At 27.4% G+C, this 24,218-nt stretch carries 27 protein-coding genes; 24 read left to right on the forward strand and 3 right to left on the reverse strand.

What is annotated here, in order from left to right; genetic code table 11:
- Positions 1–22: 22 nt before the first annotated feature.
- The 3 genes from rsmD to HMPREF1092_RS04750 are packed head-to-tail and all read left to right on the forward strand — an operon-like array spanning position 23 to position 1,616.
- Positions 23–583 carry a 16S rRNA (guanine(966)-N(2))-methyltransferase RsmD gene (gene rsmD / locus HMPREF1092_RS04740; RefSeq protein WP_002597485.1) on the forward strand — a complete coding sequence of 187 codons (561 nt, stop codon included), beginning with the start codon at positions 23–25 and terminating at the stop codon, positions 581–583.
- 2 nt (positions 584–585) lie between these two features.
- A complete protein-coding gene (gene coaD / locus HMPREF1092_RS04745) occupies positions 586–1,068 on the forward strand; it encodes a pantetheine-phosphate adenylyltransferase (RefSeq protein ID WP_002597486.1) in 483 nt (160 codons plus the stop codon).
- 11 nt (positions 1,069–1,079) lie between these two features.
- Positions 1,080–1,616: a hypothetical protein gene (locus tag HMPREF1092_RS04750; protein ID WP_002597487.1), complete on the forward strand. Its 537-nt coding sequence runs from the start codon at positions 1,080–1,082 to the stop codon at positions 1,614–1,616.
- On the opposite strand, the gene HMPREF1092_RS04755 is transcribed toward HMPREF1092_RS04750, so the two are convergent.
- Positions 1,599–2,627 carry a sporulation integral membrane protein YlbJ gene (locus HMPREF1092_RS04755; RefSeq protein WP_207637623.1) on the reverse strand — a complete coding sequence of 343 codons (1,029 nt, stop codon included), beginning with the start codon at positions 2,625–2,627 and terminating at the stop codon, positions 1,599–1,601. The two genes, HMPREF1092_RS04750 and HMPREF1092_RS04755, sit on opposite strands and share 18 nt — an antisense overlap.
- Positions 2,628–2,819: 192 nt before the next feature.
- The gene (locus HMPREF1092_RS04760) at positions 2,820–4,025 is read right to left on the reverse strand and encodes a nucleotidyltransferase (protein ID WP_002597489.1); all 1,206 of its coding nucleotides are present in this window, start codon (positions 4,023–4,025) and stop codon (positions 2,820–2,822) included.
- Between the two features lie 216 nt (positions 4,026–4,241).
- Here HMPREF1092_RS04760 and pta point away from each other — a divergent pair, with 216 nt between their 5' ends.
- The 19 genes from pta (at position 4,242) to HMPREF1092_RS04855 (ending at position 21,063) form a co-directional block, all read left to right on the forward strand.
- On the forward strand, positions 4,242–5,240 hold the full coding sequence (gene pta, locus HMPREF1092_RS04765; RefSeq protein WP_002597490.1) for a phosphate acetyltransferase: 999 nt from the start codon (positions 4,242–4,244) through the stop codon (positions 5,238–5,240).
- 66 nt (positions 5,241–5,306) lie between these two features.
- Positions 5,307–6,500, forward strand: a complete 1,194-nt coding sequence (locus HMPREF1092_RS04770; protein WP_002597491.1) for an acetate kinase — start codon at positions 5,307–5,309, stop codon at positions 6,498–6,500.
- A gap of 155 nt (positions 6,501–6,655) precedes the next feature.
- Positions 6,656–7,165: a YceD family protein gene (locus HMPREF1092_RS04775; protein WP_002597492.1), complete on the forward strand. Its 510-nt coding sequence runs from the start codon at positions 6,656–6,658 to the stop codon at positions 7,163–7,165.
- Positions 7,166–7,167: 2 nt separating this feature from the next.
- Positions 7,168–7,350: a 50S ribosomal protein L32 gene (rpmF, locus tag HMPREF1092_RS04780; RefSeq protein ID WP_002597493.1), complete on the forward strand. Its 183-nt coding sequence runs from the start codon at positions 7,168–7,170 to the stop codon at positions 7,348–7,350.
- A 100-nt stretch (positions 7,351–7,450) separates the two neighbouring features.
- Positions 7,451–8,452: a phosphate acyltransferase PlsX gene (plsX, locus tag HMPREF1092_RS04785; protein ID WP_002597494.1), complete on the forward strand. Its 1,002-nt coding sequence runs from the start codon at positions 7,451–7,453 to the stop codon at positions 8,450–8,452.
- Positions 8,453–8,530: 78 nt separating this feature from the next.
- A complete protein-coding gene (acpP, locus tag HMPREF1092_RS04790) occupies positions 8,531–8,761 on the forward strand; it encodes an acyl carrier protein (RefSeq protein WP_002597495.1) in 231 nt (76 codons plus the stop codon).
- 107 nt (positions 8,762–8,868) lie between these two features.
- Entirely contained in the window at positions 8,869–9,567 is a 699-nt protein-coding gene (rnc, locus tag HMPREF1092_RS04795) for a ribonuclease III (RefSeq protein WP_002597496.1), read from the forward strand.
- Positions 9,560–10,585 (forward strand): elongator complex protein 3, encoded by a 1,026-nt coding sequence (locus HMPREF1092_RS04800; RefSeq protein ID WP_002597497.1) that lies wholly within the window; start codon positions 9,560–9,562, stop codon positions 10,583–10,585. The genes rnc and HMPREF1092_RS04800 overlap by 8 nt, the downstream gene beginning before the upstream one ends.
- A gap of 180 nt (positions 10,586–10,765) precedes the next feature.
- On the forward strand, positions 10,766–14,326 hold the full coding sequence (gene smc, locus HMPREF1092_RS04805; RefSeq protein WP_002597499.1) for a chromosome segregation protein SMC: 3,561 nt from the start codon (positions 10,766–10,768) through the stop codon (positions 14,324–14,326).
- Positions 14,327–14,329: 3 nt separating this feature from the next.
- Positions 14,330–15,244, forward strand: a complete 915-nt coding sequence (gene ftsY, locus HMPREF1092_RS04810) for a signal recognition particle-docking protein FtsY (protein WP_002597500.1) — start codon at positions 14,330–14,332, stop codon at positions 15,242–15,244.
- 92 nt (positions 15,245–15,336) lie between these two features.
- Positions 15,337–15,666 carry a putative DNA-binding protein gene (locus tag HMPREF1092_RS04815; protein WP_002597501.1) on the forward strand — a complete coding sequence of 110 codons (330 nt, stop codon included), beginning with the start codon at positions 15,337–15,339 and terminating at the stop codon, positions 15,664–15,666.
- Between the two features lie 17 nt (positions 15,667–15,683).
- Complete coding sequence (gene ffh / locus HMPREF1092_RS04820) at positions 15,684–17,039, forward strand: signal recognition particle protein (RefSeq protein ID WP_002597502.1); 1,356 nt, start codon at positions 15,684–15,686, stop codon at positions 17,037–17,039.
- 37 nt (positions 17,040–17,076) lie between these two features.
- Positions 17,077–17,322, forward strand: coding sequence for a 30S ribosomal protein S16 (rpsP, locus tag HMPREF1092_RS04825; RefSeq protein WP_002597503.1), 246 nt, complete (start codon positions 17,077–17,079; stop codon positions 17,320–17,322).
- A gap of 46 nt (positions 17,323–17,368) precedes the next feature.
- Positions 17,369–17,596 carry a KH domain-containing protein gene (locus tag HMPREF1092_RS04830; protein WP_002597504.1) on the forward strand — a complete coding sequence of 76 codons (228 nt, stop codon included), beginning with the start codon at positions 17,369–17,371 and terminating at the stop codon, positions 17,594–17,596.
- 66 nt (positions 17,597–17,662) lie between these two features.
- Entirely contained in the window at positions 17,663–18,160 is a 498-nt protein-coding gene (rimM, locus tag HMPREF1092_RS04835) for a ribosome maturation factor RimM (RefSeq protein ID WP_002597505.1), read from the forward strand.
- Positions 18,150–18,857 (forward strand): tRNA (guanosine(37)-N1)-methyltransferase TrmD, encoded by a 708-nt coding sequence (gene trmD, locus HMPREF1092_RS04840; protein WP_002597506.1) that lies wholly within the window; start codon positions 18,150–18,152, stop codon positions 18,855–18,857. Before rimM ends, trmD begins: the two co-directional genes overlap by 11 nt.
- Positions 18,858–18,972: 115 nt before the next feature.
- Positions 18,973–19,323, forward strand: coding sequence for a 50S ribosomal protein L19 (gene rplS, locus HMPREF1092_RS04845; RefSeq protein ID WP_002597507.1), 351 nt, complete (start codon positions 18,973–18,975; stop codon positions 19,321–19,323).
- A gap of 71 nt (positions 19,324–19,394) precedes the next feature.
- Entirely contained in the window at positions 19,395–20,237 is an 843-nt protein-coding gene (gene ylqF, locus HMPREF1092_RS04850; RefSeq protein ID WP_002597508.1) for a ribosome biogenesis GTPase YlqF, read from the forward strand.
- 22 nt (positions 20,238–20,259) lie between these two features.
- Positions 20,260–21,063 carry a ribonuclease HII gene (locus HMPREF1092_RS04855; protein ID WP_040413977.1) on the forward strand — a complete coding sequence of 268 codons (804 nt, stop codon included), beginning with the start codon at positions 20,260–20,262 and terminating at the stop codon, positions 21,061–21,063.
- 82 nt (positions 21,064–21,145) lie between these two features.
- Here the strand turns inward: HMPREF1092_RS04855 and HMPREF1092_RS04860 are convergent, their stop codons facing one another.
- Positions 21,146–21,517: a YraN family protein gene (locus HMPREF1092_RS04860; protein ID WP_040413979.1), complete on the reverse strand. Its 372-nt coding sequence runs from the start codon at positions 21,515–21,517 to the stop codon at positions 21,146–21,148.
- A gap of 112 nt (positions 21,518–21,629) precedes the next feature.
- Between HMPREF1092_RS04860 and HMPREF1092_RS04865 the strand changes: the two genes are divergently transcribed.
- Complete coding sequence (locus HMPREF1092_RS04865) at positions 21,630–23,153, forward strand: YifB family Mg chelatase-like AAA ATPase (RefSeq protein ID WP_002597511.1); 1,524 nt, start codon at positions 21,630–21,632, stop codon at positions 23,151–23,153.
- A gap of 12 nt (positions 23,154–23,165) precedes the next feature.
- Positions 23,166–24,212 (forward strand): DNA-processing protein DprA, encoded by a 1,047-nt coding sequence (dprA, locus tag HMPREF1092_RS04870; RefSeq protein WP_002597512.1) that lies wholly within the window; start codon positions 23,166–23,168, stop codon positions 24,210–24,212.
- Positions 24,213–24,218: the final 6 nt, after the last annotated feature.

The raw sequence follows: 24,218 nt of genomic DNA on the forward strand, positions 1-24,218 counted from the left end.
AAAACTCTAAGGAGGAAATAAAGTGAGAATAATAGCAGGTAAGGCAAGAGGGCGTAAAATATTGTCCCCAGAAACATATGAAACAAGACCAACATTAGATAGAGTAAAAGAGGCTATGTTTAGTATAGTTCAGGGATATATTCCAAATGCTTTAGTTTTAGATGTATTTTCAGGAACAGGAAGTTTAGGTTTAGAAGCAGCAAGTAGAGGTGCTAAGGAAGTTCATTTAATAGATAAAAGTCCTCAAACTTATCCTATATTAAAGAAAAATGTAGAGAATCTTAAGTTTGAAGATATATGTAAAACTTACAATATGGATTCTTATGCAGTTTTAAAAATGTTAGCTAAAAAAGAAAAAAAATTTGATCTTATATTTATAGATCCGCCATATTGTAGAGAAATGATTCCAGAGGCAATAAAAATAATATTTGAAAATGATATGTTAGATGAAGATGGAATTATAGTAACTAAAATAGATTCTATGGAAGAGATATATAAAGGATATGGAAAAATAAATCTAGTTAGAAGTAAAAAGTATGGTAATACAACAGTTTGTTTTTATAAATTCGATGAGGTGGAATAGATATGAAGATTGCTGTTTATCCAGGTAGCTTTGATCCAATTACAAATGGACATTTAGATATAATAAAAAGAGGAACAAAGATATTTGATAAAGTTATTGTAGCTATTTTAGTGAATGTAGATAAGAAAGGACTTTTTTCTGTAGAAGAAAGAAAAGAGTTAATTCTTAAAGCTACAAAAGATATAGAAGGAATAGAGGTTATAGACTTTGATGGACTTCTTGTTGATTTGCTAAAAGAAAAAGAAATTAATGTTATTCTAAAGGGGTTAAGGAATAGTACAGATTTTGAATATGAAAATACTATGGATAAAATAAATAAAAAGCTAAATAAGGATGTTGAAACTATATTCATGATAAGTGAAAGTGAAAAATCTTATATAAGTTCTTCAGCTGTAAAACAAATATGTAGATTTGGTGGAGAAATAGATGGTATGGTTCCTGATTCTATTAAAGATGATATAGAGAAAAAAATGAGATGTAAATAGAGGTGGATTAAATGGCTAAAGATGTTAGTGTATTAGAACTTTTAGAATTCCTTCAAGACACTATAGATAGAGCTCCAAAGGTTCCTATGAGTGGAAAAGTTATGGTAGATAGAAGAGAAATTCATGATACAATAGATGAAATTATCAATTATTTTCCAGAAGAATTTAAAAAAGCTAGATGGATAAATGATGAAAAAGATAGAATTTTAAGCGAAGCTAAAAGAGATTTAGAAAGTATGAAAGAACAAACAGAAATGATAAAGAGACAAAATATAGAAAATCATGATATTGTTCAGGATGCTAAACTAAGAGCACAGGAAATACTTGGAGCAGCTAAGAGAGAGGCTAAAACTATAAGAATAGGCTCAAGAGATTATTCAGATGAAGTATTAACTGATTTAGATAAAGAATTAGAAAAGAAAAAAGTGGAGCTTATAAAGTCACTTCAAGCTAGCTTTGAAAGAGCCGCTATGGAAATTGATGATAACTTATCTGGTGCATGCTCCACTATTAAAGAAAATATAAAAGAATTAAGAAGTTTTAAATAATTTAAAAAGTTTATTTAATACAAATGGTAAAAGTAACATTAATAATAAAATAATAAATAAATAATTACTGTTAAAATAAGTATGTTTTATTGAAGATGCTGATATATCATTAAAAAATACTATTGATAGGATATAAGCTGCTATAAAAGCTATTATTCCTTGGACAAGCTTAAAAAAGGCATATTTTAATATAGAAATTTTATTTGATTTAAAAAAGGAACTTGTTTGGAATATGACAGACATTCCTCCAAATGCACAAAAAAAGCTTATAATAGAAATTTTTAAATGTAATGAAAGCTCAGTATTTGCTATTAAGTTACATCCATTTGTAAGTTCAATACTTCCTAAAAATAATCCATAAAGAGATTGTTTAGGTAGTGAAAAAAAGTTTTCTATATTATTGAAAAATAATTGGATGAATTGTAAATTTTTTAATATAGTTATTATTAAAGAAAATGCTATTACATAACCACAAACGTTTAAAGTAGTTTTTATTGCATTTTCAATTGCATATTGTAAAGCAATTCCTATTTTAGGGATTGCTTTATTTTTATTAAAATCAGATTTTATTGTATTTTTAGCAGGTTTAATTATAAGAGAAATAAAAAATATAGAAATTAATGTAGATAAAATAATAACATATCCATATTTTATATCTCCTAAAAGTGATAAGCCTAAAACTCCAAGAATAAATACAGGGCCTGAATTAGAAGCTATATTTAAAATTCTTTTGTATTCCTCTAAAGATATAAGATTATTTTCATAAGCATCACTTGCATATTTAGCTCCTAAAGGATAACCACATAAAAAACTAGAAACTAATACAAATGAACAATTTAAGCTTAATCTAAAAGGCTTACAAATAATTGGGCCAAGTATCTTAGAATAAATTTCTATTCCGTTAAAAATGATAAGTAAATTGCATATTAAAGAAAAAGAAAAAATACTAGGAATTATAGAATTAAAGCATAATTCTAATCCAAGTTTTATTGAATTTAAAGATAAATCCATATTAATAAAAAATAAAACAGTAAATAGTGTTATGAAAAAACAAATATAAATATCTTTCTCTATGTTAAGTTTTTTCAAAATTATAAAAATAAATATAAAAATAAGCATGGCTAAAATAAAAATACTAATCATTAAAATCACTCCAATCATTAGTATTTATATGACGATAGACATGCTTTATATTACTATTTATTATTTAATTATAAATGGAGAAGTTTTGTAATCTGATAAAGGGTCTATAGATTTATTTATAAGGGAATATGCTTTAGTAGCTGCAATATCTAAGTTTAAAGAAGTATTGCTTATTTTTTTTGGAAGTTTAGTATAAATGTCTATATCAGATTCTTTTTTTATTTTTTTTAAAAGTTCAGCCCCTTTTAAATTAAATGCTAAAGGTCTTATGTAAGTCGCATCATCTTTTAATTTATCTAAATCATAATTATTAAGTGAAATAAATATTTGACAAAGAATTCTTGAAATTCTTGTATAAGCATATCTTTTACTTTTTACCTTTTCAATTAAATCTTTAAAAGAATTTGAATTAAAGATTTCTTTTAAGATTTTATTTTCTAAGCCTTCACCAATATCAAGTAAATTAGAAAAATCTTCGTTACAAACAAGTAGTTTGTATTTTAGAAATTCAAAAATTGATTCTTCATTAGCAAAAGAATAATTAGAATTTTTTAATTCTTTTATTACATTAAAAGATTCTATAGGAAGAGAATTTTCTATTGAATATATAGAATTACTTTTAAAAAATTCTTCTCTAATAGATGTAGCAGATGAAAATGAAGAAGATAAATTTTTATCATTATAATTAGAACCAACTCTAGTTAAAGTTACAGGAGTTATTCTGCTATTTAATCTTTTTAAAGCTTTTATATATTCAATACCTAATATATTGTTAGAATTAGATAGTATTTTTTCTAAATGAGGATCATTAAATTCATTGATTATGGATTTTTCACGTGCTTTGTGAAAAGGAAGTCCAAGGTCTAAATTTTTCTTTAAATTTTCTTTGTAAGTTAAAGGTTCATCTACTAAAATTTCAGATATTTTTTTTAAATCAGTTATATTTCCGTGTTCACTTCCAAAATATAAAGAGTTTACTATATTAGTTTTATTAAGTATATTAACTGCACCAAATGCAAAATTTTCAGCAGAAGATAAAGAAAAGAAAGTTGGTAATTCAATTACTAAATCTACACCATTTAAAACTGCCATTTTAGCTCTATTCCATTTATCAATCATAGATGGAGTTCCTCGTTGCATAAAATTTCCGCTCATAATACAAATTATATGTGTTGAATTAGTATCTTTTTTAGCATTTTCTAAATGAAAAGCATGTCCTTTGTGAAATGGATTATATTCTGTAATTATTCCTGTAACATTCATCATAAAAAATATCCTTTCTTAAAAATTATTAAAATTAGTATAACATAAAACAGATAATATAATAAGTGAAGACGAATATTCAGAAAATTCTTAGTATTTTAAATCTAATGACTTCAATTAAAACATAGTAAAATTGAAGAATTTATGTTGAAAAATACTCTTAAATAGGAGTATAGTATTAAATAAGGATACTATAGTATCTTGAAAGGAGAAATGAACATGGAACTTATGAATAAAATTTGGGAAGCTGCCAAAGCTGATAAAAAGAAAATAGTTCTTCCAGAAGGAGATGAAGAAAGAACTATTGTAGCAGCTCAAAAAATAGTGGAAGAAGGTTTAGCTCTTCCAATATTAGTAGGAAATAAAGACAGTATATTAAAAGCTTCAAAAGAGCAAGGTGTTGATTTAAAGGGAGTAGAGATAATAGATCCAGAAACATCACCAAAGCTAGAAGCTTATATTAATCAATTTTATGAATTAAGAAAAAATAAAGGTATGACTTTAGAAAAAGCTGAAAAAATAGTTAGAGATCCTCTTTATTTTGCAACTATGATGGTTAAACAAGATGATGCAGATGGTATGGTTTCAGGTGCTGTTCATACAACAGGTGATCTTTTAAGACCAGGACTTCAAATAATTAAAACAGCACCAGGAGTTTCAGTAGTATCAAGTTTCTTTATAATGCTTGTACCTGGATCAAAATATGGAGAAGAGGGAATGTTATTATTCTCAGACTGTGCTGTTAACCCAAATCCTAATGCAGATCAACTTGCAGCAATAGCAATAGCTACAGCTGAAACAGCTAAAAATCTTTGTAAGATGGATCCAAGAGTAGCAATGCTTTCATTCTCAACAATGGGAAGTGCTGATCATGAATTAGTAGATAAAGTTAGAACTGCAACTGAAAAAGCAAAAGAATTAAGACCGGATTTACAAATAGATGGAGAATTACAATTAGATGCTGCAATTGTGCAAAAAGTAGCAGATCAAAAAGCGCCAAATAGTAAAGTAGCTGGAAAAGCTAATGTTTTAGTATTCCCAGACTTACAAGCAGGAAATATAGGATATAAATTAGTTCAAAGATTTGCAAATGCAGAAGCTATTGGACCAGTATGTCAAGGATTTGCTAAGCCAATAAATGACTTATCAAGAGGATGTAGTTCAGATGACATAGTTAATGTTGTTGCATTAACTGCTGTTCAAGCACAATCAAAATAAAACATATAATGCAAAACATATAAATATGTTTTAGCATATTGAAAAATACAGAAGGGAAGGCTGAGTATGAAAATTTTAGTAATTAACTGTGGTAGTTCATCAGTAAAATATCAATTAATTGATATGAGCAATGAAGAAGTGTTAGCACATGGATTAGTGGAAAGAATAGGAATACAAGGTTCTATATTAACTCAAAAAGTTGAAGGTAGAGATAAATACATTATAGAAACTCCAATGGAAAATCATAAATTTGCTATAAAATTAGTTTTAGATGCTCTTGTAGATGAAAAAAATGGAGTAATAAAATCAATGGATGAAATTAATGCTGTTGGGCATAGAGTTGTTCATGGAGGAGAAAAGTACTCACAATCTGTAATAATAGATGAAAATGTAATGAAAGAATTAGAAGCTTGTGTTAAATTAGCTCCATTACACAATCCACCAAATATAGTTGGAATAAATGCATGTAAAGCATTAATGCCAAATGTTCCTATGGTAGCTGTATTTGATACTGCTTTCCACCAAACAATGCCAGAGAAAGCTTACATGTATGCAATTCCATATGAAATGTATGAGAAACATGGAGTAAGAAAATATGGATTCCATGGAACTTCACATAGATATGTTTCAAGTGAAGTTGCAAAAACTATGGGAAAAGATTTAAAAGATTTAAAAATAATAACTTGTCATTTAGGAAATGGGGGATCTCTTGCAGCTATTAAAAATGGAGAATGCATAGACACTAGTATGGGATTCACTCCTCTTGATGGAGTAGTTATGGGGACAAGATCAGGTAGTATAGATCCAGCAGTTGTTCTTTATATGGCAACAGATCTTGGTTATTCTGTAGATGAGATAAATTCTATTTTAAATAAAAAATCAGGAGTTTTAGGATTATCAGGAATAAGCTCAGATTTTAGAGATCTTCAAGATGGATTAGAAAAAGGAAATGAAAGAGCTACTTTAGCTTTAGAAGTATTTAGATATTCAGTTAAAAAGCAAATAGGAGCTTATATAGCAGCTATGAATGGTGTTGATGTAATAGTATTTACAGCTGGTTTAGGAGAAAACTCAGTACCAAATAGAAAAGCTATATTAAATGGATTAGAATACTTAGGTATTGAACTAGATGAAGAAAGAAATGATACTTATGGAGTAACAAAGAAAATATCTAAAGATAGTTCAAAAGTAGATGTATATGTTGTTCCAACTAATGAAGAATTAGTTATAGCAAGAGACACTTTAGGATTAATAAAATAGATAGAAAAAACACGAAAAATCTTGACTTTTATTACGCCCCTTTATATAATAAGTTGTGTTTGTTTATAAAATAACTTATGTTAAGGGGCTACTTATTCTTTTTACATAGTTTATTTTTTAACAGGCTTTAATAAGAGAAGTAGGAGCTGAGATATATGAAGGTATTATTTTCAGATTTAATTTCTAAAAGAGAAAGAAGTAAAGATTTAGAGTATAGCTTTGATATGGATAAATTCACTTTTTCAGGTGAAGAGATGGTTCCAACTGAAAAAGTTCTAGTAAATGGAAAGATTATTTCAAATAATACAGAACTTTTACTTGACTTAAACATAAAAACCGTACTAAAATTAGTATGTTCAAGATGTTTAGAAACCTTTATCTATCCAATAGATATTGATATAGAAGAAAGGTTTACAAATGATGATACAATCGAAGACGATGATGTTACATTTGTAAAGGGTGATACATTAGATATCACTGAAATAGTTGAAAGTGTAATAATTTCAACCTTACCTATTAAGAGAATTTGTAGTAGCAATTGTAAAGGCTTATGTCAAACATGCGGAGAAAACTTAAACAAGTCTTCATGTAATTGTAATGATGAAGGAAATATTGATGTTAGATTTGCAGGACTTAAGGCGCTACTAGAAAATAAGGAGGTGTAAGCATGGGAAATCCAGCAAGAAAAACATATAGAGCGAAAAGAGATTCAAGAAGAGCTCAAACTTTTAAGGCGAGCTTACCAGGAATAGTTGAATGTCCACAATGTCATGAAATGAAACTTGCTCACAGAGTTTGCAAGAACTGTGGATTCTATAAAGGTAAAGAAGTAGTAGCTTCAGCAGAATAAAAGAAAGTCTTTTGACTTTCTTTTCTTTATATATAGAGAAATATTTTAAAAAAAGTTAAAATTAATATATATTATAATTATAATGAAAAGGGGTGTAAAAATGAAAATAGCAATTGATGGTATGGGTGGAGATCACGCACCAAGTGAAGTTGTTCAAGGAGTAGTAGAAGCTGTAAAAATATATGATGATATAGAAGTATATATTACAGGTCCTGAAGATAAGATAAAGGAAGAGTTGAATAAAAATAATTATAGTGGAGATAAAATAAAAATAATTAATGCAAATGAAGTTATAGGAACAAATGAGCATCCAGTAATGGCATTAAGAAGAAAAAAAGACTCAAGTATAGTTAAAGCATTAAATTTAGTTAAAAGTGGAGAATGTGATGCTATTATATCAGCAGGAAGTACAGGAGCATTTTTAGCAGGATGTACTTTAATAGTAGGAAGAATTAAAGGTGTAGAAAGACCAGCTTTAGCACCTATTATGCCAGGAAGAAATGGAAGCTTTATGGTTATAGATTCTGGAGCAAATGTTGATTGTAAGCCAAATTATTTAGTTCAATTTGCCAATATGGGAAGTATATATTATGAAAGTGTATTTAATAAAAAATCACCTACTGTTGGACTTGTAAATATAGGTGCAGAAGAAGAAAAAGGAAATGAATTAACAAAAGAAACTCATAAATTATTAAAAGAAGAAAAGCATTTAAACTTTATAGGAAATGTAGAACCAAGAGAAATACCAAGTGGAGAAACAGATGTCCTTGTTTGTGATGGTTTTGTTGGTAATACAGTTCTTAAATTATATGAAGGAGCAGCTTTAAATCTTTTAGGAATAATAAAAGATAGTATAATGAGTGCTTCATTTATGCCTAAAATGGGAGCTATGCTTTTAAAACCTGTATTTAAGAAATTAAAAGTTAAATTTGATTATAAAGAGGTTGGAGGAGCGCCTTTCTTAGGAGTAGATGGTATTTGTATTAAAGCGCATGGAAGCTCAGATGGAAAGGCTTTTAAAAATGCTATAAAGCAAACAAGAATTTTTTACAGTTCTGATGTTATAGGAAAAATTAAAAAAGAAATTAGTGAAAATAATTAAATTTTGTTAATAGAATATTGACTAGGATTTTAATATATAATATTATCTAATTGTACAGTTATTAGGAGGTGACAGGGAATGTTTGAAAAGATACAAGAAATAATAGCAGAAAAGTTAAGTGTTAGTGCAGAAGAAGTAACTTTAGAATCATCTTTCATTGATGATTTAAATGCGGATTCTTTAGATATAGTTGAGCTTATAATGGCTCTAGAGGACGAACTAGAAATGGAAATACCAGACGAAGATGTTGAAGGTTTTAAAACTGTTGGTGACGTAGTTAACTATGTAAAAGATCATGTAGAAGAGTAGTAAAATCCCGCAGTAAGCGGGATTTTATATTGAATTTAAAAATAGTTTATTCTTGAATTTAAACCTTTATGAGGAAATTGAAGAATAAACTTAGAGGAGTGTAAAGAATGAATAAATTGAAATTGAAAGAGATGGAAGCTTCGCTCGGAGTTACATTCACAAATCTAAGTTATTTGCGTGTTGCATTAACTCATAGCTCATTTGCAAATCAATATAAAGATTCTGAATATAATGAAAGACTAGAATTCTTAGGAGATTCTGTTCTTCAATTAAGTGTAACTGAATATTTATATAAAAATTATAAAGAAAAAAGTGAAGGAGAATTAACAAAGATAAGAAGTCTTATTGTTTGTGAAAATTCTCTTTATGAAGTAGCTAAAAGTGTAAATATAGGTGCATATATAAGAATGAGTAGGGGAGAAGAGCTTACAGGTGGAAGAAACCGTGTTTCTATACAAGCAGATGCTATAGAAGCTGTTATAGCAGCTATATATTTAGATAAAGGATTTGAATATGCAAGAGAATTTATTTTAAATAAATTCCACGATATAATAGATAAAGCTATAAATAATAAAATAATTCTTGACTTTAAGACTAAGTTACAAGAACATTTACAACAAAATGGAGAAGTAAACATAACATATGAACTTGTTAAGTTTGAGGGACCACCACACAGAAGAAAATTTTATACAAGAGTTTTAATAAATAAAGAAGTTATGGGTGAAGGTGAAGGATACTCAAAAAAAGAGGCAGAACAAAAATCTGCTAAACAAGCTCTAATTAATTTGGAGGTAATAAATGAGTAAAAACCATTATATTATACCTATATTTGTTCCATTTGAGGGATGTCCTCATCAATGTGTATTCTGCAATCAAGATAGAATAACAGGAATAAAAGATAGAGTAGATGGTGAAAAAGTAAGAAATATAATAAAAGATTATTATGAAACAATAGATAATAAAGATGCAATGATTGAAGTTTCATTTTTTGGAGGTACTTTTACTGCAATTAATGAAAAAAAACAAAGAGAATTATTATCTGTAGCAAAAGAGTTTAAAGATTTAGGAATAGTTAAAAAGATTAGAATGTCTACTAGACCAGATGCAATAACAGATTATATTTTAAGCTATCTTTTAGATTATAGTGTAGACATAATAGAACTTGGAGTACAATCATTAGATGATGATGTTTTAAAAGCTGCTGGAAGAGGACATACTGCTTTTGATGTTTATACTGCTTCAAAATTAATAAAAAAGTATGGTATAACATTAGGTCATCAACTTATGCCAGGACTTCCAAGATCAACAATGGAAAAAGATATTTTAAGTGCAGAAAAATCAATAAATATGAAACCAGACTTAATAAGAATTTATCCATCTCTTGTAATAAAAGATACACCAATGGAGATTATGTATCTAAGAGGTGAATATAAACCATATTCCTTAGAAGAAGGAGTAGAAGTTTCAAAAGAAATATATAAACTTTACAAAAAAGCTGGAATTAATATTATTAGAGTTGGATTACAGCCTACTGATAGTATTAATGTTGGAGGAGATATAGTTTCTGGACCATTTCATCCAGCATTTAGAGAACTTGTTGAAAGCTCAATTATAAATGAAAAAATAATGGAGAATCTAAAAGAAACTAAATGTGGAAAAATTAATATAAATTCAAGAGATGTAAGTAAACTATATGCAAATAAAAAGTTTTATTTTAAAAAACTTTCTGAAAATGGATACAAGGTAAAAGTTGAAATAGATGATAATATGGAGAAAGGGAAAATATCTCTTACTTTAGAAAAAAATATAATTTTAGATATTTAAATAAAATTAATTCAAAACGAGAGGAAACTCTCGTTTTGTTAAATAAAGAAAATTAATTTGAGGTGGAATTTATGAAAAAGAAATCAAGAGAAAAGCTACAAATTGTATTAGCTGTATTTTTAGTATTAATATTCCTTATGACGTTAATACCTTTATTTGCATAGTTAGGAGTGGAAATTATTGTTTTTAAAGTCTTTAGAAATAAGAGGGTTTAAGTCTTTTGCTGATAAAACAGAACTTAAATTCAAAAAAGGAGTTACTTCAGTAGTTGGTCCTAATGGAAGTGGAAAAAGTAATATATCAGATGCAGTAAGATGGGTACTAGGTGAGCAAAGTGCTAAAACTCTAAGAGGAGGCAAAATGGAAGATATAATTTTTGCTGGAACTCAATATAGAAAACCTGTAGGACTTGCAAAAGTTTCTCTTACTCTTAGCAATGATGATGGACAATTAGATACTGACTATAATGAAGTAACTATATCTAGAAGAATATTCAGGTCAGGGGAAACAGAATATCTTATAAATAATAATAAAGCTAGATTAAAAGATATAACTAATTTATTTATGGATACAGGTATAGGGAAAGAAGGGTATTCATTAATAGGGCAAGGAAAAATAGAAGCTATATTAAGTGGTAGACCAGAAGAAAGAAGAGCTCTTTTAGAAGAAGCTGCTGGTATAGTTAAATATAAATTTAGAAAGAATGAAGCAGAAAAAAAGCTTTCTAATACAGAAGATAATCTTGTTCGTATAAGAGATATTTTAAGTACTTTTGAAGAAAGAATTGAGCCATTAAGATTAGAAAGAGAAAAAGCTCTTAAATTTAGAGATCTTTCAAAAGAACTTAAAGGAAAAGAAGTATCATTAGTTGTCCACAGCATAAAAGATATAGATTTAGAATTAAAAAACATAAATGATGATTTAAGATCAAAAGAAGAAAAATTAAATCAAAAAAGAGAAAATTTAAATTTAAAAAGAGAAGGATTAAGAGAAGTCGAAGAAAAACTAGAATCTCTTGAAAAATTAACTACTGATAAAAAATTTAGATATTTTAAGAAAAAAGAAGATATAACTAAATTTAAAAGTAATATCCAAATTTTAAAGGAAAGAATTGAAAATTTAAAAAATGAAATAGAAAAAAATAAATTAGAAGAATATACACTTTTAGATAAAATAAAAAACTTTAAAGGTGAAAAAGAAAGATTAGAAGAAGAAATATTAAAAAGTGATTCTTTAAGAAAAGAAAAAGAAGAAGAAATAGATGAACTTGAATCAAAAAGTAAAGGTTTTGCAAAGAAAATAAAAGAGTTAGAACTAGAACTTAAAGAGATAAAAAGTGAAGAAATAAAAATATTAGAAAATAACTCTAGTATAAGCAATAGTATTGAAAGATTTAAGGAAAGATTAAAAGGAAAATCAGAAGAGAAACTTAGACTTATAAAAGAAGCTGAAGAAGGGGAAAATTTATATAAAATAAATAAGGCAACAGTAAATAGTTTAAGTATAAAAATAAAATCTTTAGAAGAAGATTTTAAAGTCCTAAATAAAGAGATAGTTTCTAAAAAATCAGAACTAGCTAAATTAAATTCTGAAATAAGAAATAAAGAAGCTGAAATAAGAGGTAAAAACATAAACATAAGTAAGTTAAATGCAAATGTTACACTTCTTAAAGATTTAGAAAATCAATACGAAGGTTATAATAGATCTGTAAAATCTTTAATGGAAAGAGTAGATAGAGGAGATATAAAAGAAGGCGAAATTAAAGTTTTAGGAGAAGTTTTAAAAATAGATTCAGAATATGAATTAGCAATTGAAACTACTCTTGGAGGAGCAATTTCAAATCTTATTGTACAAAAAGAAAGTAATGCAAAAAATATAATTAATTACTTGAAAAATAATAAATTAGGAAGAGTTACATTATTACCTTTAGATATTATAAAGAGCAATAAGCTTAATTTAAATAAATCAATTGAATCAATTGATGGTTTCATTGGAATTGCTTCTGATATTATAGAGTTTAATGAAAGATATAGAAAAGCTATTGAATATGCTCTTGGTAGAACTATAATAGCTAAGGATATGGATAGTGCTTTTAAAATAGCTAAAAAAACAGGTTATAAAAATAAAATAGTTACTTTAGAAGGAGAAGTTTTAAATTCTGGAGGAGCATTAACTGGGGGAAGTATAAAAGGTAAAACTAGAAATGTTCTAGGTAGAAAAAGAGAAATTGAAGATTTAGAAAAAGAAATTTATAAATTAAAAATTACCATTTTAGACTTAAATAAACAGTTGGAAATAGATGAATCAAATAGAAAGTCATTAGATGAGGAAATTTTAAATATAACAGATAAAATCCATAGTATAAAAGTTGAAATGGCTACTTCTAAAAATGAGTATTCTAATATTATTCAAGAAAAAGAAAAAATAGAAAAATCAAAAGAAATAAATACTTATAAGTTAAGTAATATAGATAAAGAAATAAAAGAAATAGAAGAAAAAAGAAAAGAAAAAGAAGAACTATTATCTAAAGTATCACAAAAAACAAGTGATAATAAAGATAGAGAAGTTCAAATAGAAATTATATTAAATGAAAATAAAGAAAAACTAGAAAAAATAAAATTTAGTTTAGTAGAATTAAAAATAAATAAAGCTACTTTAGATGAAAATCATAATAATAAAATAAGAGAGATATCAAGAAATGAAAGAGAGTATAATGAAAATACTGAAAAAGTAGCAAATATAAAAATAAATATAAAGAAATGCTTTGAAGATATTGAAAATTTTAAAGAAGAAATAAAAGTATCTGAAAATAAAATATTTTCTAATGAAGAAACAGTAGCTAAGTTAGAGCTTGAATTTAAAGATGATGAAGTAAAGAAAGCTATTTTAAAAGAAGAATTTAGAAAAGTTGATACTGTTATATCAGAATTAAGGGATGTTATAACAAAAGATGAAGGTGAATTAAATAAAGTTCAAATTCAAAAAGCCAAAAAAGAAATGGAAAAAGAAACTCTTTATAAAAAACTAAATGAGGAAATAGAGCTTACTTTTGCAGAAGCTATAGAAATATCAGAGCCTATTGAAAATATTGATGGATTTAAAGAATCTGTGCAGAGCTTAAAGAGAAAAATTTCATCTTTAGGAATGGTAAATTTAGCTGCTATAGAAGAGTATGAAGAAGTAAAAGAAAAATATGAATTTATGTCTAGTCAAGAAGAGGATTTAGAAAAGTCAAAAATTGAACTTTTAAAAGTAATTGAAGAAATGACAGAAGAAATGAGAATATTATTTAGAGAAAACTTTAAAATTCTAAATAAAAATTTCAATGAAACTTTTAGAGAATTATTTAAAGGTGGAAGTGCAGAGCTTATTTTAGGTGAGGGTGATGAACTTACATCTACAGTGGATATAAATGTAGAGCCACCAGGAAAAAAACTTCAAAATATAAACTTAATGTCAGGTGGAGAAAAAGTTTTATCAGCAATTGCATTACTTTTTGGTATATTAAAAATGAAGCCAACACCATTTTGTATTTTAGATGAAATTGAAGCTGCTTTAGATGATGCAAATGTTAACAGATATGCAGAATTTTTAAGTAAATTTTCTGAGAAGATACAATTTATTGTAATCACACATAGAAAAGGTACAATGGAAGTTAGTGATGTTATGTACGGAGTTACAATGGAAGAAAAGGGTGTTTCTAAAGTTGTTTCTGTAGATATGAAAAATAAGGAGGAATAATTAGTGTTTGGAAAATTATTTGATAAATTAAAAACAGGACTTACTAAAACAAGAGATGGGCTTACAGATAAAATAAATGAAGCTTTAAATTTAGCTGTATCTATTGATGAAGATTTATATGAAGAACTAGAAGAAGTTTTAATAACATCAGATATTGGAATGGATACAACTGTTGAAATAATAGAAAGATTAAGAAAAAAAATAAGAACTGAAAAAATAAATGATCCTCAAATGGTTAAACCTGCTTTAAAAGAAGTTATAAAAGAAATTATGCTTGAGGGAACAGAAGAAATAGAGAAAAAACAAGAAGGAAAAGAAGTATTACTTGTAATTGGAGTAAATGGAGTAGGAAAAACAACTTCAATAGGTAAACTTGCAGCTAAAAATAAAGCTGAAGGAAAGAAAGTTTTACTTGCAGCAGCAGATACTTTTAGAGCAGCGGCTATTGATCAATTAGAAGTTTGGAGTAAAAGAGCAAATGTAGATATTGTAAAACAAGGTGAAGGTTCTGATCCAGCAGCAGTAGTTTATGATGCAGTAACAGCAGCTAAAGCTAGAAATGTTGATCTTTTAATTTGTGATACCGCAGGAAGATTACACAATAAGAAGAATCTAATGAATGAGTTAGAAAAAATAAATAGAATAATTGATAGAGAATATGGTGAAGCAAGAAAAGAAACTCTTCTTGTTTTAGATGGAACTACAGGACAAAATGCAGTTATTCAAGCTAAACAATTTATGGAGGCATGTCCTATAGATGGAATAATATTAACAAAATTAGATGGGACAGCTAAAGGTGGAGTTGTAATCTCTATCAAACAAATTTTAGATATCCCAGTTAGATATATAGGAGTTGGAGAAGGAATTGATGACCTTCAAGAATTTGATGCAGAAAGTTTTGCAGAAGCACTATTTTAAAAGATAAAAAATTTTTTTAGGGTGTTAAGTAAAAATACTTGACACCTTTTAGAATATTTGATATTATCTCTTTTGTGGGTAAGGTGATTATTATGGAAGATAGGGTTGAGGTTTCACTTTTAATGGATTGTTATTCACCATTATTAACAGAGAAACAAAGAAACATTATGGAAATGTACTACAATGAAGATTTATCTTTAGCAGAAATTGCAGAAATAAATAAAACAAGTAGGCAAGCAATTCATGATGTTATAAAAAGATGTTCAAAACAACTTTTAGCCTATGAAAATAAATTAAACTTACTTCAAAAGAGTTTAAATCGCGAAGAAAAAATTATAAGTATTCTAGATGATTTGAAAAAAAAATATTCTATAAATACAGAAGAATATGATATGCTAAAAGAAGAACTAGAAGATTTATAAAAATTAGGAGGTTTAATATGGCTTTTGAAGGATTATCAGAAAAGCTTCAAAATACCTTTAAAAAACTTAGAGGAAAAGGAAAGCTTAATGAAAAAGATATAAAAGAAGCAATGAGAGAAGTAAAGCTTGCATTACTAGAAGCAGATGTTAACTTTAAAGTAGTAAAAACTTTTGTTAAAAATGTTAGTAGTAAATGTGTTGGTAGTGAAGTTTTAGAAAGCTTAACACCAGGACAGCAAGTAATTAAAATAGTTAATGATGAGCTTACTGAATTAATGGGTGGTACAGAAAGTAAATTAGACTTTACAGGAGTTGGTCCAACAGTTATAATGTTAGTTGGTCTTCAAGGGGCGGGTAAAACAACTATGTGTGGAAAACTTGCTTTAAACCTTAGAAAGAATAATAAAAAACCACTTTTAGTAGCTTGTGATATATATAGACCGGCAGCGATTAAACAATTAGAGGTTGTTGGTAAAGGAATAGATATTCCAGTATTCCAAATGGGAGATAAGCTTAAAGCTGTTGACATAGCAAAAGCTGGGATAAAACATGCAAGAGAAAATGGTAACAATGTTGTTATTATTGATACAGCTGGTAGATTACACATTGATGAAACATTAATGGGAGAATTATCAGATGTAAAAGAAGCAGTTAATCCTTCAGAAATATTACTAGTAGTTGATTCAATGACAGGTCAAGATGCAGTAAATGTTGCAGAAAGCTTTAACAATCAATTAGATTTAACAGGAGTAATCTTAACTAAATTAGATGGTGATACTAGAGGTGGAGCTGCACTTTCAATTAGATCTATCACTAATAAACCAATTAAATTTATTGGTGTAGGTGAAAAGATGAATGATTTTGAAGTTTTCCATCCTGATAGAATGGCATCAAGAATTTTAGGAATGGGAGATGTTTTATCACTTATAGAAAAAGCTCAATCAGCAATTGATGAAAAAGAAGCTGCAGACTTAACTAAAAAAATGATGGGTCAAGGATTAAACTTTGAAGATTATATTAATGCTATGGAGCAAATGCAAAAACTAGGGCCATTAAATAAACTTTTAGAAATGGTTCCAGGAGTTAATGCAAAAGAGCTTCAAGGATTAAACTTAGAAGATAGTCAAAAGCAAATGGAAAAAGTTAAGGCTATAATTTATTCTATGACATTAAAAGAAAGAAGAAATCCAAATCTTATAATTGGATCATCTTCAAGAAAGAAAAGAATAGCTCTAGGTGCTGGTGCAACTATACAAGAAGTAAATAAGCTAATTAAGGGCTATGAAATGATGAAAAAAAATATGAAGCAAATGAAGTCATTAGGAAAACAGTCTAAAAAAGGACTATTTGGAAAAATGCCTTTCATGAGTTAATATAAATTATTATCCTTTAAAGGAGGTGAAATTAGACATGGCAGTTAAAATAAGATTAAGAAGAATGGGTGCTCACAAAGCTCCTTTCTATAGAGTTGTTGTTGCTGATTCAAGAAGCCCAAGAGATGGAAGATTCATCGAAGAAATTGGATTCTACAACCCAGTTGCTCAACCAAAAGAAATCAAAATCAACGAAGAAAAAGCTAATAAATGGCTACAAAATGGTGCTCAACCAACAGACGTAGTTAAAAAGCTTTTCGTTAAAGCAGGAATTAACAAATAATATTTGGAGGTGAATACTGCAAGTAGTACATATTTGCAGACACTATATGAAAGAATTAGTTGAAATGATAGCTAAATCATTAGTGGATAAACCCGAAGAAGTTAGAGTTAATGAAATTGCTGGCGAACAGTCAATTATACTTGAACTGAAGGTAGCTCCTGAAGATATGGGAAAAGTTATCGGAAAACAAGGTAGAATAGCGAAAGCTATTAGAACTGTAGTAAAGGCTGTAGCAATAAAAGAAGAAAAACGAGTAGTAGTTGAAATTATTTAAAGAGTTAGGCCTAGACCTGGCTCTTTTTTTATAGAATATAAATTAAAAAAGAAAGAGGTGCTTTGCATGGGAGAAGTATTTAATGTAGGTAAGATTGTTAATACACACGGATTAAAGGGCGAAGTAAAAGTAATTGCTAATACTAGAGATGTAAACAATTTTAAAAGATACGGATATGTTTTAATAAATGAAGAAGAAAGAAAAATTGAAGGTGTAAAATTTCAAAAGGATAGAGTTATTCTTAAATTAGAAGGAATAAATTCTATAGAAGATGCTGAAATGTATAAAGGAACAGAAATGTTTGTTTTAAGGGAAAATGAGCCTGATCTTGATGAAGATGAATTTTATGTTAGAGATTTAATAGGTATGCATGTATTTGATACAGAAGGTAATGATTTAGGAGCTATATATGATATTATAGAAACAAAAAATAATGATGTATATTGGATAAGAGAACCAAAAGAATTATTAATTCCAGCTTTACTTGATATAGTATTAGATATAGATTTAGATGAAGAAAAAATAACTATTAAACCAGTCAGAGAGTGGCAATATGAAGATTAATATTTTAACACTTTTTCCAGAAATGTTTGATATATTTAATCACAGTATAATAGGAAAAGCAAAAGACAAGGGTCTATTATCTATTGAAGCTATAAATATAAGAGATTATACAAAAAATAAGCATAAAAAAGTTGATGATTATCCTTATGGAGGAGGGGCAGGAATGGTTATAGCTCCTCAACCAATAGTAGACTCATTAAAAGCAGTAAAACAACATAATAAAGGAAAAGTTATTTTCCTAGGACCTAGAGGAAAAACATTTAATCATTCTATAGGAAAAGAGCTTGCAAAAGAAGAAGAACTTATATTTATATGTGGTCATTATGAAGGAATAGATGAAAGAGTATATAAATATATAGATATGGAGATTTCTATAGGAGATTTTATATTAACAGGCGGTGAGATGGCAGCTATACCTGTTATTGACTCTATACTTCGTTTGAGAGAGGGAGTATTAGGAAAGCAAGAAAGTTTTATGGATGAATCTTTTTCTGATGGAGCTTTAGAATATCCTCAATATACTAGACCGGAAGAATTTGAAGGGGATAAAGTTCCAGAAGTTCTTTTATCAGGACACCATGAAAATATAAGAAAATGGAGAAGACTTAAATCTTTAGAGATTACTAGAGAAAGAAGACCGGATCTTTTTGAAAAATTAGAACTGTCAAAAGAAGATAAAAAACTTCTAAAAAAATAATTGTTTGCAAAGATAATAAAAATATGTTAAAATGAACCTCGTGTTAGTACCGGCGGTCCTCTTCTGGATTTTAGCTCTGGAATGAACGTCAAATTATTATTAGGAGGAATGCACAATGAACGAAATATTAAGAGCTATAGAGCAAGAACAAATCAGAACTGATTTACCAAGCTTCAACGTAGGAGATAACGTAAAAGTTCACCAAAAAATTAAAGAAGGTAACAGAGAAAGAATCCAAGTATTCGAAGGAACTGTTATTAAAAAACAAAACGGTGGTTTAAGAGAAACTTTCACAGTAAGAAGAGTTGCTTTTGGAACTGGTGTTGAAAAGACTTTCCCAATGAACGCTCCAATGATCGAAAAAATTGAGATCACTAGAAGAGGTAGAGTAAGAAGAGCTAAACTTTACTACTTAAGAGACAGAGTTGGTAAAGCTGCTAAGGTTAAAGAATTATTAACAAGATAATTAACCATAGAGAAAGGACTTAGGATTTAAGTCCTTTTTTTTTAATAATATTTGAAAAGGAGTGATTTAAAATGGCAATTAACTGGTTTCCAGGTCATATGAAAAAAACTCAAAGAGAAATAAAAGAGAATTTAAGAGTTGTAGATGCAGTTATTGAAATAAGAGATTCTAGAATAGCTAAAAGCTCTGCAAATCCTGATATAGATAAATTAGTAGGAACTAAACCAAGACTTATACTTTTAAATAAAAGTGATTTAGCAGAAAAATCAGTTACAAAGTCTTGGATGAAAGAACTTAAGACAGATAATGTAATGGCAATAGAAGTTAACTGTTTAAAAGGAATAGGTATAAATAAAATTAAACCTGCTTTAGAGGAACTTTTAAAAGAAAAAATTGAAAGAATGAAAAGTAAAGGGCTTAAAAACTTAACTATAAGAGTTATGGTAGTAGGTATACCAAATGTAGGTAAATCAACTTTTATAAATAAGCTTGCAAGAAATAATATTGCTAAAACTGGAGATAGGCCAGGTGTAACAAAAAATAAACAATGGATAAAAACTTCTATAGGAATAGAGCTTTTAGATACTCCAGGAGTTTTATGGCCTAAATTTGAAGATGATGAAACAGCATTAAATTTAGCTTTCACTGGTGCTATAAAAGATGAAATAATGGATATTGAAGATCTTTCATATAGACTTATAGAAAGAATGAGTAGTCATTACTCAGAGCTTTTAAAAGAAAGATATAAAATAGAAGAAGTATTTGATGATCCATTAGAAACTTTAAACGCAATTGGAAGAAAAAGAGGATGTATTGTTAAAGGTGGAGAAATAAATTACACAAGACTTGCTGTTATGCTTTTAGATGAGTTTAGAGGCGGAAAAATGGGGAATATATCTCTTGAAAGACCATAATTTAAAAAGTGGGGCTTATTATATGAAAAATTTATTAGAAAATTTAGAGAAAAAAAGTTATAAAATTATAAAAGAAGAATTTGATAATTTAAATTTAACTTCTAAAGAAGATAAAGAATATCTTATGGAGGAACTATTAAAGGATAAAAGAAAAAATGTAATAGCTCTTGGAAATAAGATAAAAAAAGAGTTAGATGCTTTAGAAAAAGAAAAAATACGAGTTAAAGGAATGTATGATTTTGATAGAGGATTTGCAAAAGGAAATCTTCTAGCAGGAGTTGATGAAGTTGGGCGTGGACCACTTGCAGGCCCAATTGTTTCAGCATGTGTAGTTTTAGATTTAGATGTTTTAGATGAAGATATGATTTATTATTTAAATGATTCTAAGAAACTTAATAAAAAGAAAAGAGAGGAATTAGCTGAAATAATAAAAGAAAAAGCAATATCATATGCTATTGCTGAAAAAAGTAATACAGAAATAGATTCTTTAGGAATATCATACTGTAATAATAAAGTATTTTTAGAAGGATTAGAAGGATTAAATGTAAAGCCAAGTATAGTACTTTCTGATGGATATTTAATAAAAGATGTTCAAATAGAAAATAAATCTGTAATTAAAGGTGATACTAAAAGTGCAACTATAGCAGCAGCATCTATTATTGCTAAAGTTTACAGAGATAATCTTATGGAAAAATATGGTGAGCAATATCCTGAGTATGGTTTTGAAAGTAATGTAGGATATGGAGCACAAAAGCATATTGATGCATTAAAAGAGTTTGGACCTACAAAAATTCATAGAATGAGTTTTTTGAAAAATATACTATAAAATTATTAAAAAAGAACCTTGATATAAGTTTGCCTTATATCAAGGTTCTTTTTATATTATATTAATTATCAAATATATAAAATTAATTTATTCTAAAAGCATCCTTAATAAAGTTAATTTTATAAGAATCTGAATTCATATTTAGAAAGATCTCTATTACATCAAATCTTATAAAAAAGTCTTTAAAATTATTATTAGAAATAAAAAATTTAGATAGAAGTATAATATTTTTTCTTTTATTAAAATTTACAGCTTCTTTAGGTAATCCATACTTTGAATAATATCTAGTTTTTACCTCAGTAAAAGTTAAAATATTATTTTTAAAACAAATTAAATCTATTTCTCCAAATCTATTTCTGAAATTTTTATCTATTATCTTATATCCTTTAGATATTAAAAACTTACAAGCTATATCTTCTCCATAATCTCCTATTGTTTTATTTAATTTTTTTATAGCGATCACACCTTTCTAAGTTAAAGTATTGACTTAGATCAGAAGAAAATTACAAAAGTTGTTTAAAATTTATTTATGAGTTAATACTCTCTAATAAAAAGGAGGGAGTTTTATGGCAGTAAATATAAAAAGTGCAACAAATTTAGGCGTAGAAAGTTTAATAGTAAATGTTGAAGTTCAAATAACTCCAGGGTTACCAATGTTTAATATAGTAGGATTACCAGATACATCTGTAAGAGAAGCAAAAGAAAGAGTTAGAGCAGCAATTTTAAACTCAGGATTAGAATTTCCACTAGGAAGAATTATAGTAAATTTATCTCCAGCAGATATAAGAAAAATAGGAAGTTTATTGGACCTTCCTATTGCAATAGGAATATTAATGGAATCTAATCAAATAAGAAAAATAGATATGGAAAAATTTTTAGCTTTTGGTGAGTTGTCTTTAAGTGGAGATATAAAAGAAGTAAATGGAGCTATTCCTATTTTGCTTGAAGGAATAGAAAAGAATATAAATAAGTTTATATGTCCATATAAAAATAAGTTTGAAATAAATATAGTTAAAAATGGAGAAGTATATTTATTTGAAAATTTAAGTGAGGTTATTGATTTTATAAATAATGAAGATTTAGCACCTTTTGAATTTTATGAAGAAGAATTCGAAGAGAAAAACAATTGTGAAGATATAGATAGTGTTATTGGACATAGTTTATCTAAAAGAGCTTTAAGCATAGGAGCAGCAGGAAAGCATAATATTATTCTTTTCGGGACACCGGGTTCTGGAAAAACTATGCTTGCTAAAGCTTTTAAAAGTTTACTTCCAAATCTAACAGAAGAAGAAAAATTGCAAGTGTTTAAAATATATTCTATAAATGGTCTTATAGATGATATAAAAAAAGTTAATATTCCTTTTAGATCACCACATCATACAATAACTAAAATTGGACTTGTAGGTGGAGGAAGAGAAGCTAGAGCTGGAGAAATAACTTTAGCTCATAATGGTGTGCTTTTTTTAGATGAAATATTAGAATTTAAAAAAGAAATTTTAGAAAGTTTAAGAGCTCCTTTAGAAGATGGAAAAGTGCAAATAGATAGAATAGGTTATAAAACTTTAATGCCATCAAATTTTATTTTACTTGGAGCATTAAACCTTTGTCCTTGTGGAAAATATACATTAGATGATTTTGAGAAAAATGAATGTCTATGTTCTGATTCAGAAATAAGAAGATATCAAAATAGACTTTCAAAACCTCTTAGAGATAGAATTGATATTTTTAATTATGTTAATAGAATTAATTTTTCAGAATTAAATAATAGAGTTGAGCCTGAAAAGGAAAAATTAAGACGAAAAATCGAAAAGGCACGAAAAATGCAAATGAAAAGATATAAAGAAACAAAATATAATTATAATTCAGATTTGAAGGGAAAAGATATCTTTTTATATTCAAAAATGACAAAAGAGAGTGAGAAATTTTTGAAAACTTTTTTTGAAAAAACAAATTCATCAATACGAAGTTATGGAAAGGTGATAAAGCTAGGACGTACAATAGCTGACATGGAAGAAGAAGAATTTATAGAAAGTGAATTTTTAATGGAAGCACTTAGTTTTAGGAAAGATATAAATGGAGAATTTATGTAAAGGGGTAGACAGATGGATTATTATGTATTATGGTTAATATCGTTAGAGATTACAAATTTACAAAAATTAAAATTATTGAAAAAATATAAAAATGAAAAAAATATTTATGAAAATTTTCAAACAATACTAGATAATGATTTAACTTTAAGAAAAAAATTAAATTTAAAAAATATTGATGAAAGAATAAATATTTTAAAGAAAAATATAAAAGAAAATAAATTTGGTGTAATCACAATAAATAGTGAAGAATACCCAGAAAATTTAAAAATGATTCATGAGCCACCATATTTTTTATTTTTTAAAGGAGATATTTCTCTTTTAAAAAAACATAGTTTAGCTATAGTTGGCGGCAGAAAACATACTGTATATGGAGAAAGAGTTACACGATTTATAGCAAAAGAAGCTGCTAAAGGTGATATTTGTATAGTTAGTGGAGGTGCTAAAGGGATAGATTCAATTGCTCATATAGAAGCTTTGAATAATAATGGAAAAACTATAGCAGTACTTGGATGTGGAATAAATGTTATTTATCCTAAAATAAATAAAAATTTATTTCAAAGAATAGAAGAAAAAGGCCTTATAATATCAGAGTTTTTACCTTTTGATTCGCCACTTGCTTATAATTTTCCAAGAAGAAATAGAATAATAAGTGGATTATGCAATAAACTTATTGTAACAGAAGCTAATAATAAAAGTGGATCACTTATAACAGTTTCACATGCATTAGATCAAGGAAAAGATATTGGTGTTGTTCCATCATCAATTTTTTCTGAACTTGGATATGGATGTAATATGCTTATAAAAGATGGGGCAGATGTAATAATTTCAAGAGAAAGTCTTTTAAATTTTCTAGAAATTAATGAGCTAGATATTAAGAATAATAATCATATAATACAAAATGATATTTTGAATATAATAAGAGATGAGCCAATCCATATTGACCAAATATTTGAAAAATCACAGGTTGACAGAAATACTTTATATAGGTTATTATTTGAAATGCAAATTAAAAATGAAGTAGTAAGCTTACCTGGCAACTATTATGCGAGGATAATATAAATTTGA

Origin of the sequence: Clostridium thermobutyricum, from assembly GCF_000371465.1 — a bacterium.
Taxonomy (GTDB): Bacteria; Bacillota; Clostridia; order Clostridiales; family Clostridiaceae; genus Clostridium; species Clostridium thermobutyricum.

Excerpts from the sequence above, each read along its gene's own strand:
- coaD (WP_002597486.1), top strand. The coding sequence starts at position 586 with ATGAAGATTGCTGTTTATCCAGGTAGCTTTGATCCAATTACAAATGGA.
- HMPREF1092_RS04750 (WP_002597487.1), top strand. The coding sequence starts at position 1,080 with ATGGCTAAAGATGTTAGTGTATTAGAACTTTTAGAATTCCTTCAAGAC.
- HMPREF1092_RS04755 (WP_207637623.1), bottom strand. The coding sequence starts at position 2,627 with ATGGATTTATCTTTAAATTCAATAAAACTTGGATTAGAATTATGCTTT.
- HMPREF1092_RS04760 (WP_002597489.1), bottom strand. The coding sequence starts at position 4,025 with ATGATGAATGTTACAGGAATAATTACAGAATATAATCCATTTCACAAA.
- pta (WP_002597490.1), top strand. The coding sequence starts at position 4,242 with ATGGAACTTATGAATAAAATTTGGGAAGCTGCCAAAGCTGATAAAAAG.
- HMPREF1092_RS04770 (WP_002597491.1), top strand. The coding sequence starts at position 5,307 with ATGAAAATTTTAGTAATTAACTGTGGTAGTTCATCAGTAAAATATCAA.
- HMPREF1092_RS04775 (WP_002597492.1), top strand. The coding sequence starts at position 6,656 with ATGAAGGTATTATTTTCAGATTTAATTTCTAAAAGAGAAAGAAGTAAA.
- rpmF (WP_002597493.1), top strand. The coding sequence starts at position 7,168 with ATGGGAAATCCAGCAAGAAAAACATATAGAGCGAAAAGAGATTCAAGA.
- plsX (WP_002597494.1), top strand. The coding sequence starts at position 7,451 with ATGAAAATAGCAATTGATGGTATGGGTGGAGATCACGCACCAAGTGAA.
- acpP (WP_002597495.1), top strand. The coding sequence starts at position 8,531 with ATGTTTGAAAAGATACAAGAAATAATAGCAGAAAAGTTAAGTGTTAGT.
- rnc (WP_002597496.1), top strand. The coding sequence starts at position 8,869 with ATGAATAAATTGAAATTGAAAGAGATGGAAGCTTCGCTCGGAGTTACA.
- HMPREF1092_RS04800 (WP_002597497.1), top strand. The coding sequence starts at position 9,560 with ATGAGTAAAAACCATTATATTATACCTATATTTGTTCCATTTGAGGGA.
- HMPREF1092_RS04815 (WP_002597501.1), top strand. The coding sequence starts at position 15,337 with ATGGAAGATAGGGTTGAGGTTTCACTTTTAATGGATTGTTATTCACCA.
- ffh (WP_002597502.1), top strand. The coding sequence starts at position 15,684 with ATGGCTTTTGAAGGATTATCAGAAAAGCTTCAAAATACCTTTAAAAAA.
- rpsP (WP_002597503.1), top strand. The coding sequence starts at position 17,077 with ATGGCAGTTAAAATAAGATTAAGAAGAATGGGTGCTCACAAAGCTCCT.
- HMPREF1092_RS04830 (WP_002597504.1), top strand. The coding sequence starts at position 17,369 with ATGAAAGAATTAGTTGAAATGATAGCTAAATCATTAGTGGATAAACCC.
- rimM (WP_002597505.1), top strand. The coding sequence starts at position 17,663 with ATGGGAGAAGTATTTAATGTAGGTAAGATTGTTAATACACACGGATTA.
- trmD (WP_002597506.1), top strand. The coding sequence starts at position 18,150 with ATGAAGATTAATATTTTAACACTTTTTCCAGAAATGTTTGATATATTT.
- rplS (WP_002597507.1), top strand. The coding sequence starts at position 18,973 with ATGAACGAAATATTAAGAGCTATAGAGCAAGAACAAATCAGAACTGAT.
- ylqF (WP_002597508.1), top strand. The coding sequence starts at position 19,395 with ATGGCAATTAACTGGTTTCCAGGTCATATGAAAAAAACTCAAAGAGAA.
- HMPREF1092_RS04855 (WP_040413977.1), top strand. The coding sequence starts at position 20,260 with ATGAAAAATTTATTAGAAAATTTAGAGAAAAAAAGTTATAAAATTATA.
- HMPREF1092_RS04865 (WP_002597511.1), top strand. The coding sequence starts at position 21,630 with ATGGCAGTAAATATAAAAAGTGCAACAAATTTAGGCGTAGAAAGTTTA.
- dprA (WP_002597512.1), top strand. The coding sequence starts at position 23,166 with ATGGATTATTATGTATTATGGTTAATATCGTTAGAGATTACAAATTTA.